Annotated in this window: 18 protein-coding genes; 12 read left to right on the top strand and 6 right to left on the bottom strand. The window is 66.6% G+C overall.

The window, feature by feature from the left end; all coding sequences use genetic code 11:
- Window positions 1–5: 5 nt before the first annotated feature.
- Window positions 6–929: an Hsp33 family molecular chaperone gene (locus ACW177_RS11785; RefSeq protein WP_492028113.1), complete on the bottom strand. Its 924-nt coding sequence runs from the start codon at window positions 927–929 to the stop codon at window positions 6–8.
- A gap of 210 nt (window positions 930–1,139) precedes the next feature.
- On the opposite strand from ACW177_RS11785, the gene ACW177_RS11780 reads away from it, so the two are divergent.
- The 3 genes from ACW177_RS11780 (at window position 1,140) to ACW177_RS11770 (ending at window position 6,516) form a co-directional block, all read left to right on the top strand.
- Window positions 1,140–2,582, top strand: coding sequence for an SDR family oxidoreductase (locus ACW177_RS11780; protein ID WP_492025884.1), 1,443 nt, complete (start codon window positions 1,140–1,142; stop codon window positions 2,580–2,582).
- A 121-nt stretch (window positions 2,583–2,703) separates the two neighbouring features.
- The gene (gene serA, locus ACW177_RS11775; protein ID WP_492025883.1) at window positions 2,704–4,596 is read left to right on the top strand and encodes a phosphoglycerate dehydrogenase; all 1,893 of its coding nucleotides are present in this window, start codon (window positions 2,704–2,706) and stop codon (window positions 4,594–4,596) included.
- Window positions 4,597–4,710: 114 nt separating this feature from the next.
- On the top strand, window positions 4,711–6,516 hold the full coding sequence (locus tag ACW177_RS11770) for an autotransporter domain-containing protein (protein WP_492025882.1): 1,806 nt from the start codon (window positions 4,711–4,713) through the stop codon (window positions 6,514–6,516).
- A gap of 22 nt (window positions 6,517–6,538) precedes the next feature.
- Here the strand turns inward: ACW177_RS11770 and ACW177_RS11765 are convergent, their stop codons facing one another.
- Window positions 6,539–7,102: a GGDEF domain-containing protein gene (locus ACW177_RS11765; RefSeq protein ID WP_492025881.1), complete on the bottom strand. Its 564-nt coding sequence runs from the start codon at window positions 7,100–7,102 to the stop codon at window positions 6,539–6,541.
- Between the two features lie 180 nt (window positions 7,103–7,282).
- Between ACW177_RS11765 and purE the strand changes: the two genes are divergently transcribed.
- A complete protein-coding gene (gene purE / locus ACW177_RS11760; protein ID WP_271163950.1) occupies window positions 7,283–7,774 on the top strand; it encodes a 5-(carboxyamino)imidazole ribonucleotide mutase in 492 nt (163 codons plus the stop codon).
- Complete coding sequence (locus ACW177_RS11755) at window positions 7,775–8,857, top strand: 5-(carboxyamino)imidazole ribonucleotide synthase (protein ID WP_492025880.1); 1,083 nt, start codon at window positions 7,775–7,777, stop codon at window positions 8,855–8,857.
- A gap of 19 nt (window positions 8,858–8,876) precedes the next feature.
- On the opposite strand, the gene ACW177_RS11750 is transcribed toward ACW177_RS11755, so the two are convergent.
- Together ACW177_RS11750 and ACW177_RS11745 are read right to left on the bottom strand one after the other, a co-directional pair.
- On the bottom strand, window positions 8,877–9,206 hold the full coding sequence (locus tag ACW177_RS11750; RefSeq protein WP_492025879.1) for a DUF7709 family protein: 330 nt from the start codon (window positions 9,204–9,206) through the stop codon (window positions 8,877–8,879).
- Window positions 9,207–9,436: 230 nt separating this feature from the next.
- The gene (locus ACW177_RS11745; protein ID WP_492025878.1) at window positions 9,437–10,084 is read right to left on the bottom strand and encodes a COQ9 family protein; all 648 of its coding nucleotides are present in this window, start codon (window positions 10,082–10,084) and stop codon (window positions 9,437–9,439) included.
- Window positions 10,085–10,284: 200 nt separating this feature from the next.
- Between ACW177_RS11745 and rpsU the strand changes: the two genes are divergently transcribed.
- Together rpsU and ACW177_RS11735 are read left to right on the top strand one after the other, a co-directional pair.
- Window positions 10,285–10,539: a 30S ribosomal protein S21 gene (gene rpsU / locus ACW177_RS11740; RefSeq protein WP_267516790.1), complete on the top strand. Its 255-nt coding sequence runs from the start codon at window positions 10,285–10,287 to the stop codon at window positions 10,537–10,539.
- A 152-nt stretch (window positions 10,540–10,691) separates the two neighbouring features.
- Entirely contained in the window at window positions 10,692–12,098 is a 1,407-nt protein-coding gene (locus tag ACW177_RS11735) for a Do family serine endopeptidase (RefSeq protein ID WP_492025877.1), read from the top strand.
- Window positions 12,099–12,107: 9 nt separating this feature from the next.
- Here the strand turns inward: ACW177_RS11735 and ACW177_RS11730 are convergent, their stop codons facing one another.
- Window positions 12,108–12,521: a VOC family protein gene (locus tag ACW177_RS11730; protein ID WP_492025876.1), complete on the bottom strand. Its 414-nt coding sequence runs from the start codon at window positions 12,519–12,521 to the stop codon at window positions 12,108–12,110.
- A 58-nt stretch (window positions 12,522–12,579) separates the two neighbouring features.
- On the opposite strand from ACW177_RS11730, the gene ACW177_RS11725 reads away from it, so the two are divergent.
- The 5 genes from ACW177_RS11725 (at window position 12,580) to ACW177_RS11705 (ending at window position 16,090) form a co-directional block, all read left to right on the top strand.
- Window positions 12,580–13,047: a hypothetical protein gene (locus ACW177_RS11725; protein ID WP_492025875.1), complete on the top strand. Its 468-nt coding sequence runs from the start codon at window positions 12,580–12,582 to the stop codon at window positions 13,045–13,047.
- 15 nt (window positions 13,048–13,062) lie between these two features.
- Window positions 13,063–14,382, top strand: coding sequence for a replication-associated recombination protein A (locus tag ACW177_RS11720; protein WP_492025874.1), 1,320 nt, complete (start codon window positions 13,063–13,065; stop codon window positions 14,380–14,382).
- The gene (locus tag ACW177_RS11715; RefSeq protein WP_492025873.1) at window positions 14,379–14,756 is read left to right on the top strand and encodes a VOC family protein; all 378 of its coding nucleotides are present in this window, start codon (window positions 14,379–14,381) and stop codon (window positions 14,754–14,756) included. Before ACW177_RS11720 ends, ACW177_RS11715 begins: the two co-directional genes overlap by 4 nt.
- Before the next feature lie 67 nt (window positions 14,757–14,823).
- On the top strand, window positions 14,824–15,549 hold the full coding sequence (locus ACW177_RS11710; RefSeq protein ID WP_492025872.1) for an RluA family pseudouridine synthase: 726 nt from the start codon (window positions 14,824–14,826) through the stop codon (window positions 15,547–15,549).
- A gap of 52 nt (window positions 15,550–15,601) precedes the next feature.
- Complete coding sequence (locus ACW177_RS11705; RefSeq protein WP_492025871.1) at window positions 15,602–16,090, top strand: CC0125/CC1285 family lipoprotein; 489 nt, start codon at window positions 15,602–15,604, stop codon at window positions 16,088–16,090.
- On the opposite strand, the gene ACW177_RS11700 is transcribed toward ACW177_RS11705, so the two are convergent.
- On the bottom strand, window positions 16,091–17,284 hold the full coding sequence (locus ACW177_RS11700; RefSeq protein ID WP_492025870.1) for a hypothetical protein: 1,194 nt from the start codon (window positions 17,282–17,284) through the stop codon (window positions 16,091–16,093).
- Window positions 17,285–17,297: the final 13 nt, after the last annotated feature.

The following is a 17,297-nucleotide window of genomic DNA, read 5'->3' as shown; positions in this document are numbered from 1 at the left end:
GCGCCTCAGATCTGCTCGGCCACGATCTCGTCCGGCTCAAGGGCATAGACGGTGGCGCAGTATTCGCAGGTGACGCGGATCTTGCCGTCGTCCTCGACCATGTCGGCGCGTTCCGACGGGTCGAAAGAGGCAAGGACCGAGGCGATGCGGTCGCGCGAGCAGCGGCAGACCGCCGTCAGTTCGCGTGCGCCCTCCAGCCGTACGCCGTCTTCGTGGAACAGGCGGAACAGCAGGGTTTCCGGCGAGATGGTCGGGTCGATCAGCTCGTCGTCGCCCAGTGTGCCGAAGAGGGCCCGGGTGCGGTCCCAGACCTCTTCGGTGGAGCCGCGCGCTTCGTCGCCGGCGATGATCTGGATCATCGCCCCGCCTGCGCGCCACTGCGAACCGGCCTCGGTCAGGACCGAGCCGACCGCCAGACGCACCTTGGTCGGCACCTGTTCGGACTGCTGGAAATAGTGTTCGGCGCACAGCGACAGGCTTTCGCCCTCGATGGGGGTGATCCCTTGCGTGCGTTCGAAGTCGGGGCCGCGATCCAGGGTCATGACGAAGACCCCTTGGCCCAACAGGGTCTGGGCGCCGGGACGGGCGAAACCCTTGGAGGCCTCGGCCACCTCGTCCTCGTCATAGCGGCAGTAGCCGCGCAGCGTGCCGTCGGTGCCGTAGTCGGCGACGACATAGCGGACCGGTCCGTCGCCCTGGGCCTGGACCATAAGGCGGCCTTCGAACTTCAGGCTGGAGCCGATCAAGGCCGCAAGCGCGCAGGCCTCGCCCAGCAGGGCGGCGACCGGCTCGGGATAGGCGTGGGCGGCGAGGATCTTGTCGATGGTCGCGCCCAGGCGCACCAGGCGGCCGCGCACAGGCCAGCCTTCGATCTGGAAGGCCGCGGCCAGGTCGTCGGAAACGGCGGAATGAGGCGCGTGATCGGTCACGGCGGGGTCCTTGGAAGTCGTCATTTCGGGATCGCGGCTATTTAGGCATCCAAAGCCCCGTTGATAAGGGGGCGAGGTCGGTGGTGAAAATCGGCGGATCAGGTCGGTGCGATCAAAGGCGCGCCGTCGCCTCGAAAAACCTGTAGAATCCGGCTCTACAAACGATGGAGAACCTCGAGAATTTGTCGAGGCCGGATGCAAGGGACGGACATGCGCGCGAAACCTGTTCTGAAGCCGCTGGGCGAGCAGTCCATCGTCGTCACCGGCGCGACGTCGGGGATAGGGCTGGCGACGGCGCGTCGGGCGGCGCGGGCCGGGGCCAGGGTGTTTCTGATCGCGCGGGGCGAGGCGGATCTGCGGGCCCTGTGCGAAGAGTTGCAGGCGCAGGGATCGCGCGTGGCCTGGGCGGTGGCCGATGTGTCGGACGCCGAAGCGCTGAAGGCGGCGGCCGACAAATGCGTGCGGCTGTTCGGGGGCTTCGACACCTGGGTCAACAACGCCGGAGTGGGGCTGTTCGGATCGATCCGCGAGACGACGCTGGAGGATCAACGGCGGCTGTTCGAGACCAATTACTGGGGCGTGGTCAATGGCGCGATGGCGGCGGTCGAACATCTGCGGACGCGGCCGGGCGGCGGGGCCATCATCAATGTGGGTTCGATCCTGTCGGATCTGCCTCTGCCGGTGCAGGGGATCTACGCCGCGTCCAAACATGCGGTGAAGGGGTTCACCAACGCCCTGCGTATCGAGCTGTTGCGCGAACAGGCGCCGGTGGCGGTCAGCCTGGTCAAACCCGGCGCGATTAATACGCCCATAAGCCGGCACGCCCGGAACCTGACGGGCCAGGCGATGCACAATCCGCAGCCCGTCTATGCGACCCATGTGGTCGCTGACACCATTCTGTACTGCGCCACCCATCCGATCCGCGAGATTACCGTGGGCGGGGGAGGGCGCATTATCGCGTCTTTCTACTCAGCCTTGCCGGGGATTGCGGAACCTCTTCTGGCGCGGTTCGCTCCTTCGCTGATGCGGGACCGCCGTTCCGCTTATCGGCCGTATGACGACGGGCTCTACGACCCGACCGAGGACGGCCTTGATGAAGAGGTTCACTATCCCATGGTCCGTAATTTCAGCGCCCTGGCCGAAGTCCGCAAACATCCGGGCGTCACCGCCGGCAGCCTCGTCGCCCTTGCGGCCGGCGCCGCCGTGGTCCTGTATCTGACCCAGCGCAGCGGACCCACGCGCTATCAGCGCATCAAGACGCGTATCGATCCGCGCGGATGGGTGGATACTGAAGACCTGCGCGACCGTTTCCACGACGCCGTCGACGCCTTCCGCCACCGGGCGGAGGATGCAGGCGCGCGGGCGGGGGAGCTTTCCCGCGAGGCGCGTCATCGCGCGGCAGACGCGGGCCATGATGCGCGCGGCCGCGCGGACGAATGGTTCCGTTCGACCCGCAAGGGCTCCAAGAAGGCGCTGAAGAAACATGGCAAGACGGCGCGCCGTTACGCCGACGACGCGGGCGCCTATGCCCGTGATCACGCCCGCGAAGGCGGCGCGCTTCTGGCCGTCGCCACCATCGCCGCCGCTGTCGGCGCGGCTGTGCTGGAAAGCCGTCGTCCGGACAGCCACGTGCGCCGCATCGCCCGGTTCTGATATTTCTTGCCGCCCGCCGCCGTGAAAATCGCGGCAGGCGGCAAGGTTTAAGCGCAACTGATCGGTTTTATCAGCACGGCTCGGCTTTGCCGCAGGCGCGAAGGCCGCTAAGACGCCGCCCATGAGCGCGCGCCCCACACTGATCTTCGACTTCGATTCGACCCTGGTCGCCTTCGAGACGCTGGAAGCCCTGGCCGATATCGCCCTGGCGGATTCGCCCGAGGCGGAGAAGACCCGCGCCGAAATCGCGGACCTGACCGACAAGGCCATGGCCGGCGATCTGGCCTTCGGCGAGGCGTTGCGTCGTCGGCTGGCCTTGCTGCCTCTGACCCGCGCCCACGTCGCGGCCCTGGCGGAGACGGCGCCGGATCATCTGACCGCCTCGGTGCGGCGCAATCTGAACTTCTTCCAGCAGCACAAGGGCAAGGTCGTCATCCTGTCCGGTGGGTTCCGGGATGTGATCGCGCCGGTGGCCGAGATGCTAGGGGTGTCGCCCGACCGGGTGCTGTGCAACGACCTGGTCTATGACGCCGACGGGCGTGTGACGGGCGTCGAGGACGCCAATCCTCTGTCCCAGGCTGACGGCAAGCCGGCCGTCATCCACGCCCTGAAGCTGTCGGGTCGGGTCGTCATGATCGGAGACGGCTGGAACGACGCCGAGGTCAAGATCGCCGGGGCCGCAGACGCCTTCTACGCCTTCACTGAGGTCGCCCGCCGCGCGCCGGTGGTCGAGGTCGCCGACGCCGAGGCAGCATCCCTGGACGAAGTGCTCCACGCCGAGGGCCTGGTCGGCCGCTGGTCCTTCCCGCGCAGCCGGATGAAGATGCTGCTGCTCGAGAATATCCACCCCGCCGCCGTCGAACGGCTGGAGGAGGCCGGCTATTCGGTCGAGACCGTCAAGGGCGCCCTGGACGAGGACGATCTGATCGCCGCCATCAAGGGGGTGCATGTGCTGGGCATCCGCTCCAAGACCACGGTCAGCCGCCGCGTGCTGGAGGAGGCCGACCGGTTGATGGCCGTCGCCGCCTTCTGCATCGGCACCAACCAGATCGATCTGGACGCCGCCTCGGATCATGGGGTGGCGGTGTTCAACGCCCCCTATTCGAACACGCGCTCGGTCGTCGAACTGGCCATCGGTCTGATGATCGTCCTGATGCGCGACGTGGTCGACAAGTCGGCGGCCATGCACGTGGGTCAGTGGAACAAGTCGGCGACCGGGTCCAAGGAACTGCGCGGCAAGACCCTGGGCATCGTCGGCTATGGCGCCATCGGCAGCCAGTTGTCGGTCCTGGCCGAGAACCTGGGCATGCGGGTGCTGTTCTACGATCTGTCGGAACGGCTGGCCCTGGGCAATGCGCGACGGATGCGGTCGCTGGACGCCCTGTTGGCCGAGAGCGACGTCGTTACCCTGCACGTTGATGGGCGGCGGGATAATTCCAACATCTTCGGCGCGGCCCAGTTCGCCCGGATGAAGGAGGGGGCGCTGTTCCTGAACCTGTCGCGCGGCCATGTGGTCGACGTCGGCGCCCTGGCCCAGGCCATGGGCTCGGGCCGGGTCGCTGGCGCGGCGGTGGACGTCTTTCCCGAGGAGCCGCGCACCAACTCGGATCCGTTCGAAAGCCCGCTGCAGGGGATGAAGAATATGATCCTGACGCCGCACATCGGCGGCTCGACCGAGGAGGCGCAGGAGGCCATCGCCGAGTTCGCGGCAGAGCGACTGCTGGGCTATCTGAACCGGGGCGACACGACCTTCAGCGTCAATCTGCCGAACGTGCAATTGGCCGAGGTGTCGGGCGCGCACCGCATCCTGCACATCCACAAGAACCAGCCGGGCGTGCTGGCCGAGCTGAACCGGGCGCTGGCGGCGGCGGGGCTGAACATCCTGGGTCAGCATCTGAAGACCGACGAACGCACCGGCTATGTCATCACCGACGTGGACCGGGACTATGATCCCGAGGCCCTGCGGACGCTGAAGACGGTGCCGGGAACGCTGAAGTTCCGCACCCTGCACTGACGGAACGACGCCTTATCTTCCGAAGGCTGACGTAGCGGCATCTTGCGCTCAGCGCTAACTGGCGCATCCTCCATTGTAACGGTCGCGATACATGACGACCGTGGGAGGAAATAAATGTCACGCTATCTCACCGGCGGCGCCCTCGCCGCCCTGGTCGTCGCCGCCTGCGCCTTTGCGGGCTCGGCTTCGGCCCAGACCTATAATCGCCTGGTCGTGTTCGGCGACAGCCTGAGCGACAACGGCAATCTGTATCTGGCGTCCGGCGGCACGCAGCCGGCTTCGCCGCCCTATTATCAGGGGCGCTTCTCCAGTGGTCCGGTGTTCACGGAACTGCTGGGTTTCAACGCGGCCAATTTCACCGGGTCGGTCAGCGGCAGCATCAACTACGCCTTTGGAGGCGCCCGCACCGACACCTCGGCCGGCCCGCCGTCGGGCATGTTGACCCAGCTGGCCGCCTATACCAGCCGGGGCGGGACCTTTGGGGCCAATGATCTGGTCAGCGTTCTGGGGGGCGCCAACGACATCTTCCAGGGTCTGCCCGCCGCCGGCGCCTCGTCCAGTCCTGTGGGGGCCATCACGCCGGTCGCGACGACGGCGGCCGCCAATATAAACACTCTGGTCAACAGCGTCGCCGGCGCGGGGGCGGGGACCATTCTGGTCACCAACCTGCCCAAGCTCAGCCTGACGCCCCAGTTTCGCGGTACGGCTGCGGCGCCCCTGGCGGACTATGCGGTGACGACCTTCAACTCCGCCTTGTTGACTGGCTTGAACACGACGGCGACGGCGCGTCCGGGCAGCAACATCATCCTGATGGACCTGTTCAAGATCGGCGACACCATCGCCGCCAATCCGGGGCAGTTCGGCATCACCAACGTCACCCAGCCCTGTTTCAACGGGGTGACCGTCTGTTCGAACCCGAACAGCTATTTCTACTTCGACGGGGTTCATCCCACCGCGGCGGGGCATCAAGTCATGGCCCGTCTGGCGACCGACTACCTCTACTATGGCGACATCGGTTCCCAGGCGGCCTTGCAGGGCGAAACCGCCTTCCGCCACCGGGAAGACGCCCTGGACGCCGCCAGCGAGGCCCTGTCGGGGCGTGACGCCTGGGAGGCCGGCGTGGCGGTCACCGCCTCGGCCATGGTCGACCGCGTGGACACGGACGCGCGGGGAGCGGTCACTGAATCGTCCAGCGACGGCTGGGGCGGTCGGATCGCGCTGGAGGCAGGACCGTCGGCGAACTGGCGGTTCGGCATGGCCGGCACGGCGCGCAAGACCGATGTCGAGAGCCAGGCCATGACGTTCAATGTCGAGAGCTTCGGCCTGGACCTGTATGGCGGCTGGCGTTCAGGCGACCTGTTCGTCAATGCGGCGGTCGGGGTGGCGCGCGACAATATCGACGACATCGAACGCACCACCAGCCTGGCGCCCATCGTCCACACGGCCGAGACGCGCGCCCTCAGCACCGGGGCGAGGCTGCAGGGCGGGATGTGGCTCGACATGGGCGGGCTGGCCCTGTCGCCTCGTGTCGCTGTGACCTGGGCCACCAGCGACGTCGATGGCTATTGGGAGCGGGGCGTCGCCGCCCAGTACGAATATGAGGACCGCGAGATGAAGGCGATCAGCGGCGAGATCGCGCTGCGGGCCGAGGCGGAAATGGGCAAGTTCGGCCTGTTCGCCGAGGGCGGCTATCGTGATGCTCTGGACGACAGTTCGGATCCTGTGCGCGTCGGGATCTACAACAACCCGGCGCAGGTGCTGGAGCGGGAGGTCGAGGATCCGTTCGGCGGCCAGTTCCTGGCCTCGGCCGGGGTCGAAGGCTCGCTGGGTCCGGTCAAGGTGACGGTCGCCTATCGCGGCCGGTACGGCGAACATGCCGACAGCCATATGGGCGGCATTCAGTTGCGGCTGCCGTTGTAAGCCGAAGGGCGGGGAAGGGGCCTCAGCGCCCCTTCTTGCGCACCCACATGGCGGCGTCGGCCTCGGTCAGCCAGACTTCGGCGTCCGTATGGCCGTCCCAGGCGCGGACGCCGAACGAGCCGCCGAGCGGCGTCTTCTCGCCGTTCCAGGCGAAGCCTTCAGTCTTCAGCGCCTCGGCCAGTTGCCGCGCCTTGGCCCGACCTTCGTCGACGCCGGCGTTCAGCATCAGCAAGGCGAACTCGTCGCCGCCCAGCCGCCCCACGGCGTCCGATTCGCGCAGGTGCCCCAGCATCATCCGCGCCACGGCTACCAGGGCGGCGTCGCCTGCCGCATGGCCCAGCCGGTCGTTGACGCCCTTGAAGCCGTCCATGTCGAGGTACAGCAGCACCGCCGGCACGTCGTGGCGTTGGCAGTAGGCCATGGTGCGTTGCAGGGCGGCGATGAAGCCGCGGCGATTGAGGGCCGGGGTCAGGACATCGTGATCAGCCGCCGCCTCGGCCGCAGCGGCGCGCTGCTTCCAGGCGTCCAGCTCGGCGCGCAGGCGCGCGATCTCGGCGGTCAGGTCATGTTCGGCCACGTCGGTCACGGCGCAGGCAGGCTCCGGCGGCGCGACTCAATCGGGCGCGCGATAAGCGGATGTTAGAGGCTGAACGGCCGGGATTGAAGGCTGTGCCGTATCGAATCCCACGCCAAACCGGGCCTGTTCGGTTGCGGGCGTCCGCCGCGTGCTGTAACGGGCGGCCTTTCCGCGAGGGGCCTTGAAGATATGGCGACTTCCGCAACGCCGGTGGCGATCATCATGGGCAGTCGGTCCGACTGGCCGACGATGAAGCTGGCCGCCGACAAGCTGGATCAACTGGGCGTCGCCTGGACGGCCAAGGTCGTCAGCGCGCACCGCACGCCCCAGCGGCTGGTCGAGTTTTCGACCGGCGCCAAGGCGGCCGGTTTCAAGGTCATCATCGCCGGGGCCGGGGGCGCCGCCCACCTGCCGGGCATGGCCGCCTCGATGACCGAACTGCCGGTGCTGGGCGTGCCGGTTCAGTCCAAAGCCCTGAAGGGCATGGATAGTCTGTTGTCCATCGTGCAGATGCCGGCCGGGGTGCCGGTCGCCACCCTGGCCATCGGCGAGGCGGGGGCCGCCAACGCCGGCATTCTGGCCGCCCAGATCCTGGCCCTGTCGGACGAAGCCCTGGCCGCACGCCTGGCCGCCTTCCGCGCCGCCCAGACGGACTCCGTCGCCGAAACCGTCGAGGACTGAGTGCCCACGCTTCCGCTTCCCCCCGGTTCGACCCTCGGCATCCTCGGCGGCGGCCAACTGGGCCGGATGCTGAGTCAGGCCGCGTCGCGCCTGGGCTTTGACGTGGTGATTCTGGATCCGGAGCCTGAGAGCCCAGCGGGCCGGGTCTCGACCGCCCAGATCGTCGCCGCCTATGACGACCCCGAGGCCCTGACGGCGCTGGGTCGGGCGGCCGATGTCGTGACCTTCGAGTTCGAGAACGTGCCCGCCGCCTCCATCGAACGGCTGGCGGAAGCGGGAGCCCTGGTGGCGCCGGGGCCGACGGCGCTGCGCGTGTCGCAGGACCGGGTGGACGAGAAGACCTTCCTGAACGCCGTCGGCGCCCCGACGGTGGACTTCGCCGTGGTCGATACGCTGGACGATCTGGTCGTGGGCCTGACGGAGCTGGGCCTGCCCGCCCTGCTGAAGACCCGCCGCGAAGGCTATGACGGCAAGGGCCAGGTCTGGATCCACGCCATCGAGGACGCGCCTGCGGCACTGGAAAGTCTGGGCGGTCGCCCGGCGATCCTGGAAGCCAAGGCGACCTTCGTGCGCGAGCTGTCGGTCATCGCCGCCCGCGACTGGGACGGGCATATGGCGGTCTATCCGCTGGGCGAGAACCGGCACGAGGGCGGCGTCCTTCGCACCACCCTGGCGCCCGCCGCCGTGGACGAAAAGACCCAGGTCCGCGCGCGCGCCATCGCCGAGGCGATCCTGGACGGCCTGGACTATGTGGGCGTCGTGGGCGTCGAGCTGTTCGACCTCGGGGACGATATCCTGCTGGTCAACGAGATCGCGCCCCGCGTCCACAACACCGGTCACTGGACCCAGGACGGCTGCGTCTGCGACCAGTTCGAGCAGCATATCCGCGCCGTCGCCGGCTGGCCCCTGGGGCCGACAGCGGCTCACGCCCGCGTCGAGATGAAGAACCTGCTGGGCGACGAGGTCGAAGAGTGGCGGGCTTTGTCGGCCAAGGCGGATGAGCGTCTGCATCTGTACGGCAAGACCGAGGCCCGGCCCGGCCGCAAGATGGCGCATGTGAATAGGGTGCTGGGGGCGGTCTGACCCTATGTCGCTGATGAGCCTAAGCGCTCGTCTTTTCGATCCCGCAGGTTAGCGCCAGGCGACCGACAAACGCCCGTCCCGGGTTATCGCCGGCGCACCATTCGTCGGGACTGAACAAGTCGAACAGGCCGACCTTCGCGAGCGTAGGCACGGCCAATTCCAACTGACGCTCCACCTCGCCCCGTTCGCCGCGATTATAGTGTTCGATGTTGAGCAGCATGGTGGCGACGGTCCCCGTCTGCACCGTGCTGCCGTCCTTCAGCTTTACGGCCGGCAGGCGCTCGCCGTCAGCGACGAGCTGTTGATTGATCGCGTTAAGGGCGGCGGTGTGAGGGATTTCATCGGCCATCGGCATCGCTCCTGGGAACGAATCTTAATTGGTGTCTGCTTACCTTGGCCGCAAGATGGCGCATGTGAATAGGGTGTTGGGCCCGGTCTGAGTTCACCATTGCCCCGTTATCCTCGGGCTTGACCCGAGGACCAGATGTGGACCTGGCGTTGCGTGTCACGTTCGCATGAGCGGCGGATGGCCCGGTCCTCGGGGCAAGCCCGAGGACGACGGAGAAGGGGGAGGTGGCTTTACCCCCGCGCCCCATACCGCACGCGACTCAGTGCGTCCGTCACCTTGCGGAACGGCGCTTCGAAGTCCTTGCCCGCTTTCCACTTTTCGAAGGCCATGACGTTCTCGATGCGGCGGGCGACGAAGGCTTCCGCCGCTTCGCGACCGTCGAACCAGCGCATGGTTAGGGCGGGGATCAATATGCCCGACAGGATGGTCCGCTTCGAATAGTGATTCCAGTCGGTCGATTCGTCGCCGGCCCAGCGCCACAGGTGGTCGGCGCTCTCCCAGGCCAGTTTCAGCCCTAGGTCGGCGTTGGTCGGCAGAGCCAGGAAGGCGGCGCAACGGCGCGTGGCTTCCAGGTCGGCGGCGCCGGCCTCCATCCGTTCGGACACGGCGCGGGCGATTCGTTCGCGAATCTTCAAAGACTTGGCGTCGATCGCCGCCAGGGCTTCCAGGGCGCGGGCGTCATGACGGCGCGACAGCAGGGCGGCCAGATCGCGCGCGCCATTGGGCAACAGCAGTTCCTCGTCCCCGCGCGACAGGCCGCAGGCCTCGCAGGCTTCGCGCACCAGGCGGGCGTTCCAGCCCAGGGCAGGCGCGCGGGACAGGGCCGCATCCAGCACGGTCTGTTCGGTCCGGTCGGCCCAGTCGTCGTTCTGTGTCATGAGGCGGAGCATACGCCCGTCTCGCCGGGGTTTCGAGCCTTCAACAATGGCCGCGACGATCTGGTCACACGATCTGGACAGAAAGGGACGGCTCGTGTACTAGCGCGCCTTCATCCGAGGGCTTGGCTTTCGGACGCTGATTTTATTTGTTCGCCCGTCTCCCTCACAGGACGCGGCGGGCGGCCAAAGGAGAGTTCAACCTGGTACAGATTTTCGTTCGCGATAATAACGTCGATCAAGCGCTGAAAGCCCTCAAGAAGAAGATGCAGCGTGAAGGCAGCTTCCGTGAAATGAAGCGCCACGTGCACTACGAAAAGCCGTCGGAAAAGCGCGCCCGTCAAAAGGCCGAAGCTGTCCGTCGCGCCCGCAAGCTGGCTCGCAAGCGCGCCCAGCGCGAGGGTCTGCTGCCCGCGCCGAAGCCGCGCGTTCCGGGCGCCGGCGCCGGTAGCCGGTAAGTTCTCGCGAACTGAAGAATTCGAGGCCGTCTCCGCAAGGAGGCGGCCTTTTTCTTGGTCTGGCCCTGATCCGTCGTTGCGCCGCTCGCCTTGATCCCGCCCGAAAAGCCGGGCGGTATGGCGGGGTTGAAGGCTGTACTTCCCGGATGACAATGACGACCCGCTCGATCGTGCTCGCCGCCGCCCTGGCCCTGTCGGCCTGCGGCAGCCCCACCAGTTCCAAGGCGCAGGAGGGCGAGTTCGCCCAACCGACGCGTACGGCCCCCAGCGATGCGGCGGGGATGAAGTCCAGCTTCGCCCCCGTGGTGCGGTCGGCCGCGCCGGCCGTGGTCAATATCTCGGCCCGCAGCGTTCGGCGGGTCCAGGCGGTCGATCCCTTCTTCCAGTTCTTCGGCGGCGGCATCCCCCAGGCGCGGGTGGCCGAATCCGTCGGCTCTGGCGTCATCGTTCGGTCGGACGGGATCGTGGTGACCAATAATCACGTCATTGAGGGCGCCCAGCAGATCAAGGTCGTGCTGAACGACCGGCGCGAGTTTCCCGCCACCGTCATCCTGGCCGACGAGCGTAGCGACATCGCTGTGCTGAAGCTGGAGAACGTCAGCGACCGTCTGCCGGTCCTGGCCATCGATGATCGGGAAGAACAACAGGTCGGCGACCTGGTCCTGGCCATCGGCAATCCGTTCGGCGTGGGCCAGACGGTGACCAACGGCATCATCTCGGCCCTGAACCGGACCGAGACCGGCATTTCCGACAGCGGCTCCTTCATCCAGACCGACGCGGCCATCAACCCCGGCAACTCGGGCGGCGCCCTGGTGGACATGGACGGCGATCTGATCGGCATCAACACCGCCATCTTCTCGCGCTCAGGCTCGTCCGCCGGGGTCGGGTTCGCTGTGCCTGCCGCCATGGTCAAACGTGTGGTCGATAGCGCTCTGGGCGGGGCCAAGACCGTCGTCCGGCCCTGGCTGGGCGTGAAGGGCGACACCGTCACCGGCGACATCGCCGGCAGCCTGGGCCTGAGCCGGCCACAGGGGCTGGTGGTCACCGACGTCTATGCCAACGGTCCCGCGGCCCGCGCCGGCATCCGCCAGGGCGACGTCATCACGGCCGTGGACGGTCAGGAGATCAACGACCAGAACGGGCTGAACTATCGCATCGGCTCCCGCAATCCGAACGATCAGGTCCAGGTCGCCGTCCTGCGCGACGGCCGGGCCGAGACCCTGACCGCGCGCGTCCAGACCCTGCCAGGCGACGCCGATCCGGATCAGGGTGTGACCATCCAGTCCGGCCCCTTCGCCGGCGCCGAGGTGGTGGCCCTGAATCCTGCACTGGCCGACCGCCTGGGCGGCGACCCCTTTGCGAGCGGCGTGATCATTATCGGCCTTTCAGGTCGGGGATATGCCGCGCGCGCCGGCTTTCGTCAGAACGACTTAGTCGTCAGCCTGAATGGTCGCTCCATCAGCACCGCCCGTGACCTGGAGAGCGCCAGCGCTGGGCGAGGGCCGTGGGAGTTCGTCATCGTCCGCAATGGTCGTCCGATCCCCGGCGTACTGCGCTAAGCGCGAGCCTCAATCCTTCGGTCCGCCGATTGACCAGGTGTGGCCGAAGGGGTCGCGGAGGACGCCGTAGCGGTCGCCCCAGAACTGGTCCGCCATGTCCATGACAGGCTCTGCGCCGCCGACGGTCATGGCGCGGGTCCACCATGCGTCGGGATCGGGGACTTGCAGGTGAAGGGTCACGCCGGCGGGGCGCACGTCCTGAACGCCGGTGTATTCCGGGAACTCGTCGTTCAGCATCAGGCTGGCGCCGTTGATCTTCAGATGGGCGTGGATCAGGCGTTCGCCATCGTCGGCCAGGCGGCGATCCAGCACCTCGGCCCCGAAGGCGATGATGTAGAAGTCGATGGCGGCTGAGGCCCCGCGCGAAGGAATCGTCAGATGGGGCGTCAGGCCCGAGGGCGGGCCCTGGTTCGGATTGCTCATCTTGTGCCCTTTGACGCTTCGCGCGAACGTACCATGGTGTTTGCCATAGGAAGAATCGATGAACGACTTAGTGGTTCAAGTTACGGAAATCACAGGACCCCGGCTCTGGCAAAATGTAAGGTACGGGATGTCGCTTCAGGATGTGATGTTGATTGTTCCTGGAGCAGTCTCAAATCCTGATGCTGCGGACACGTTATCTGATGGATCGCAAGGCCTGCTCCGTCTCGACGATTATGAAATTTCGTCGCATCGGTACGCTGTGCATTTCTACTTTTATGGAAATAAAATCGTCCAAGTGACGGTCAAAACCGCAGGTGGCGTAACCGATGGCGATTTTGAAAATGTCGTAGTCGCGCTCAGGGCAAAATATGGCTCGGAGCTAAACCGAAATAGCGGAGGGATGTTTGCGACTTTTGATTGGGTCACATCGGAAGGAGCGAACATCAATGTGACCTACTCTCGGGAGATTGACTGCCTGAATATCAACTATCAAGCGCGGCTAGTTCAGGATGCTGCGAAGCTCTGAGGCATTCTAGCTACTGTGACTGACCTGTTCGAAGCCTCCGGCATCTTGCCCCCCGACGCGCCCCTGGCGGACCGTCTGCGACCGCGCACGCTGGACGAGGTGGTGGGGCAGGATCATCTGCTCGGCGTCGGCGGGCCGATTCGTCGGATGATCGAGGCGGGGCGGCTGGGCTCGATGATCCTGTGGGGGCCGCCTGGCACCGGCAAGACCACCATCGCCCGGCTGCTGGCCCAGGCGGCGGGCTATGAATACCAGTCGATCAGCGCCGTCTTTTCCGGCGTCGCCGATCTGAAGAAGGCGTTCGAGGCGGCGCGGATGCGGCGGGCGGCGGGGCAGTCGACCCTGTTGTTCGTCGACGAGATCCACCGGTTCAACCGCGCCCAGCAGGATGGCTTCCTGCCCTTCGTCGAGGCCGGGGTCGTCACCCTGGTCGGGGCCACGACCGAGAACCCCAGTTTCGAACTGAACGGGGCGCTGCTGTCACGGTCCCAGGTCTATGTGCTGAAGCGCCTCGACGACGCGGCGCTTGATCAACTGTTGAGCCGCGCCGAGGCCCATATGGAGCGGTCGCTGCCGCTGTCGCCCGAGGCGCGCCAGGCCATGCTGGCACTGGCCGACGGCGACGGGCGGTATCTGCTGACCATGTCGGAGGTGCTGTTCGACCTGCCTGAAGGCGAAAATCTGGATGTGCAGGGGCTGGCGGCGGTGCTGCAACGCCGGGCGCCCGCCTACGACAAGTCGAGAGAAGAACACTACAACCTCATATCCGCCCTACATAAATCGGTGCGGGGCTCGGACCCGGACGCGGCGCTTTATTGGCTGGCGCGGATGCTGAACGGGGGCGAGGATCCGCTGTATCTGGCGCGGCGGATCGTGCGGATGGCGGTCGAGGACATCGGCGAGGCGGACCCGCTGTCTATCCTGGTCGCCAATGCGGCCAAGGACACCTACGACTTCCTGGGCAGCCCCGAGGGCGAGCTGGCCCTGGCCCAGGCCGTGGTCCACCTGGCCACCGCGCCCAAGTCAGTCGGCGTGTACGAAGCCTTCAAGGCGGCCAAGAAGGCGGCCTATGAGACGGGATCGCTGATGCCGCCGGCCCATATCCGCAACGCCCCGACCAAGCTGATGAAGTCGCTGGGCTACGGCAAGGGCTACCAGTACGACCCGGACACGCCCGAGGGCTTCTCAGGCGCCAACTTCTTCCCCGACGAGATGGAACGCCGCACCTTCTACAAGCCCAAGGGCGAGGGGCATGAGGAGAAGGTCAAGGCGCGGCTGGAGCGCTGGGCCGAGATGCGGGCGCGGATGGCGGGTGAAGCAGCGGAACAAACATGAATCTGAATCAGGTCACCGTTCAGGTCGCGGACATCCCGTCGGCGCGTGCTTTTTACGAGACGTTCGGTCTGACCCTCATCGTTTCCAGCCCCCACTACGCACGCTTCTTGTGTCCAGGCGGTGCGACCTTCTCGATCCATCTCGCATCCGATGTGCGAGCGAATGGGACAGCGGTCTATTTTGAATGCCAGAATCTGGATGAGCGCGTCGCGGCTCTTAAGACGGCAGGTCTGGCGTTTGACGTCGATCCTGTCGATCAGACTTGGCTGTGGCGGGAGGCCTGGCTGCGAGACCCGGACGGCAATCGGATCTGTCTGTATTTTGCAGGCGATAATCGGATCAATCCGCCATGGCGTCTGAAAGATGAGGCCTGATGCCTTATCCGGAAAAGACATGAATCCGGTCTCGGATTTTTGACGACGAAACGTCTAGAAGCCCCCGATGAGCACTCGCCAACCCGTCGCCCTGTCCGAGGATGAAATCGCCGCCGTCCGGTCGTGGGTGATCCATGAGGATGCTCATGTGATCGCCTTCTCCAAGCCGTCGGGCCTGTCGAGCCAGGGCGGGCGGATCCAGGCCCATACGCTGGACGATCTGCTGTGGGCGTTCGCTCGGTCGAACGGCAAGCGGCCGGAGCTGGTGCATCGGCTGGACCGCGACACCTCGGGCGTGATCCTGGCGGCCAAGACCAAGCCGGCGGCGGGTTTTCTGGGCAAGGCGCTGCAGATGCGGCGGTTCCGCAAACAGTATCTGGCCCTGCTGTCCGCCGCGCCGGAGCCGGCGTCGGGGACGATCGACGCGCCGCTGCGCCGCGAGGAGATCGGGCGCGAGTCCTATATGCGGGTGGTCGCCTTCGACGCGCCGGGCGCTCAAGGCTCGCAGAGCCGCTATCGGACGCTGGGCGCCAATGACCAGGGGGCTGTGGTCGAGCTGGAGCCGTTGACCGGGCGGATGCACCAGCTGCGGGTCCATATGGCCCATCTGGGTCGGCCGCTGATCGGGGATGTTCGCTATGGCGGGGCGTTGACGACAGAGGTTGGGCCGGCGCCGCGCCTGATGCTGCACGCCTTCAAGCTGAGTTTTCCTCATCCCGAGGGCGGAACGACGACGGTGGAGGCGCCGCCGCCGGCCGATTTCGCAGGTTTGCGTTCTGCCTTGGGTCTCTAGACGGAACGCTCCGGCTCAAGCAACGCTATCTCCGTCAAAGGGAGACAACGCCATGAAGCGCCTCGCCATTCTCAGCCTCGCCGCCTCGACCCTCGCCCTGGCCGCCTGCGCCAGCCTGGCCCCTTACGGCGCCCAGCGCGCGCCGGGCGGGCAGGGGTATTCGGAGCAGCGGATCGAGTCGAACCGGTATCGCGTCACCTACAACGGCGTCGGCGCGCCGGGCGCTGTGGCGGATTACGCCCTGGTGCGGGCCGCGGACCTGACCACAGATCAAGGCTATGACTGGTTCGAAGTGACCCAAAGCTGGACCGACGGTCGTCCTGGCGGCGCGGGCGGGGTGCGGCCCAGCGTCTCCATCGGCGGCGGCTCCAGCCGGTATGGCGGTTATTCGTCCTCGGGCGTCGGGGTGGGTCTGGGCCTGAACTTCAGCGGGCCCAGCCCGACCTCGACCTCGCTGGAGATCGTCATGGGGCGGGGCGCAAAGCCCGACCGTCCGAACGCCTATGACGCCCGGTCGGTGCAGGCCTCGATCCCGCGCTGATCAGCGGCCTCTGGTCAGGGCGCGATATTCGACCAGCCGCTCCTTGTCGCGCCGCACCTGGTCGCCCACGGTATTGTCCACGTCCAGCGAGGCGTAGCGGACCCAGCCCTCCGCCCCCAGCTTGTCCTGGATCGCCTGGGCGGGCGTCTGCCAGCGGAAATAGGACAGCCAGGACACGCCGCCGGCCAGCAGGACGGCGATGATCTGAAGGATGCGGAAGCCGATCTCGTTGGCCTGTGGTGCGGGCAGGAAGGCGAAGAAGATCAGCCAGATCAACAGCACCGTCGGCGCGGTGATCCGCCCGAACCAGCGCATCCAGTAGCGCTCGCGCCGGACGCGCCACAGCTCCATCTGGATGAACTTCTCCAGATATTCCATCCGCGCCCCGATCCACATGACCAGACGCGTCAGATAGAGGGCGCGCTGGCCCCAGGCTTTGCCGTCCATCTGATAGGTGGTCTCGGCCTGATCCGACAGGGCGCGGGCGTTGGTGAACAGGTTCTGCAGCTCCCGTGTCCGCTGCACGATCTCGCGCGACAGCTCGTAGGAGTCGTTCTCCAGCCCGAAGCGGTACTGGATGAACAGGATGGTCGAGACGCCGAAGAAAATTCCGCCTGTGATGAGCATGGCCAGGACGCTCAGGCCCAGGCCGGCTGGTTGGCCCCCGGCCCAGTCCGCGAACAGGGTCGGGCCCATTTCAGCCAGGACGGCGAAGGCGATCATGGCCAGGGCCTGGGTCAGTCGCTTGATCCCGACATGGACGCATAGGGCGCGGAAGATGCGCCGCCCATAGGCGTGAACCCGACCGCGGATGTCGCGGTCCGCCGGGAACCGTTCCTCGATCTGGCGCGCGAACAGGACGTGGAAACGGTCGGGCTTCTTCTCGTTCTCCCAGAAGGGAAAGATCTCGAGCGGCTGGTTGAAATAGAGATCGATATTGCCCGAGATCTTGGCGATCGAGGCGTCGTCCAGGGTGAAATAGTCGCTTTCCTGGATGGGGCGCAGCACGCCTTCATCGGACACGGCCGGGGTGTCGCTGGGCGTCGGTGTCGGCGGCGCGGTGCGCGGAGCCTCCGCCGGAGCCTCGGCCAGATCGTGCGGCTGCTCGGCGGTCGACGGTTCCGGTTCGGCGACGGGTGGCGGCGGCGTCATCGTCGGTGCGATCACCGGGCTCTGGCTGTCTTCCTGCGACATGACTTGGCTTCCC

The sequence above is a fragment of the Brevundimonas sp. AVps23W genome, assembly GCF_058681395.1.
Note: the sequence above shows the minus strand (reverse complement) of the source record. Positions and strands in the feature narration are given on the sequence as shown.

Excerpts from the sequence above, each read along its gene's own strand:
- serA (WP_492025883.1), top strand. The coding sequence starts at position 2,704 with ATGAGCGCGCGCCCCACACTGATCTTCGACTTCGATTCGACCCTGGTC.
- ACW177_RS11725 (WP_492025875.1), top strand. The coding sequence starts at position 12,580 with ATGAACGACTTAGTGGTTCAAGTTACGGAAATCACAGGACCCCGGCTC.
- ACW177_RS11750 (WP_492025879.1), bottom strand. The coding sequence starts at position 9,206 with ATGGCCGATGAAATCCCTCACACCGCCGCCCTTAACGCGATCAATCAA.
- ACW177_RS11700 (WP_492025870.1), bottom strand. The coding sequence starts at position 17,284 with ATGTCGCAGGAAGACAGCCAGAGCCCGGTGATCGCACCGACGATGACG.
- ACW177_RS11715 (WP_492025873.1), top strand. The coding sequence starts at position 14,379 with ATGAATCTGAATCAGGTCACCGTTCAGGTCGCGGACATCCCGTCGGCG.
- ACW177_RS11745 (WP_492025878.1), bottom strand. The coding sequence starts at position 10,084 with ATGACACAGAACGACGACTGGGCCGACCGGACCGAACAGACCGTGCTG.
- ACW177_RS11730 (WP_492025876.1), bottom strand. The coding sequence starts at position 12,521 with ATGAGCAATCCGAACCAGGGCCCGCCCTCGGGCCTGACGCCCCATCTG.
- purE (WP_271163950.1), top strand. The coding sequence starts at position 7,283 with ATGGCGACTTCCGCAACGCCGGTGGCGATCATCATGGGCAGTCGGTCC.
- ACW177_RS11770 (WP_492025882.1), top strand. The coding sequence starts at position 4,711 with ATGTCACGCTATCTCACCGGCGGCGCCCTCGCCGCCCTGGTCGTCGCC.
- ACW177_RS11780 (WP_492025884.1), top strand. The coding sequence starts at position 1,140 with ATGCGCGCGAAACCTGTTCTGAAGCCGCTGGGCGAGCAGTCCATCGTC.
- ACW177_RS11735 (WP_492025877.1), top strand. The coding sequence starts at position 10,692 with ATGACGACCCGCTCGATCGTGCTCGCCGCCGCCCTGGCCCTGTCGGCC.
- ACW177_RS11705 (WP_492025871.1), top strand. The coding sequence starts at position 15,602 with ATGAAGCGCCTCGCCATTCTCAGCCTCGCCGCCTCGACCCTCGCCCTG.
- ACW177_RS11710 (WP_492025872.1), top strand. The coding sequence starts at position 14,824 with ATGAGCACTCGCCAACCCGTCGCCCTGTCCGAGGATGAAATCGCCGCC.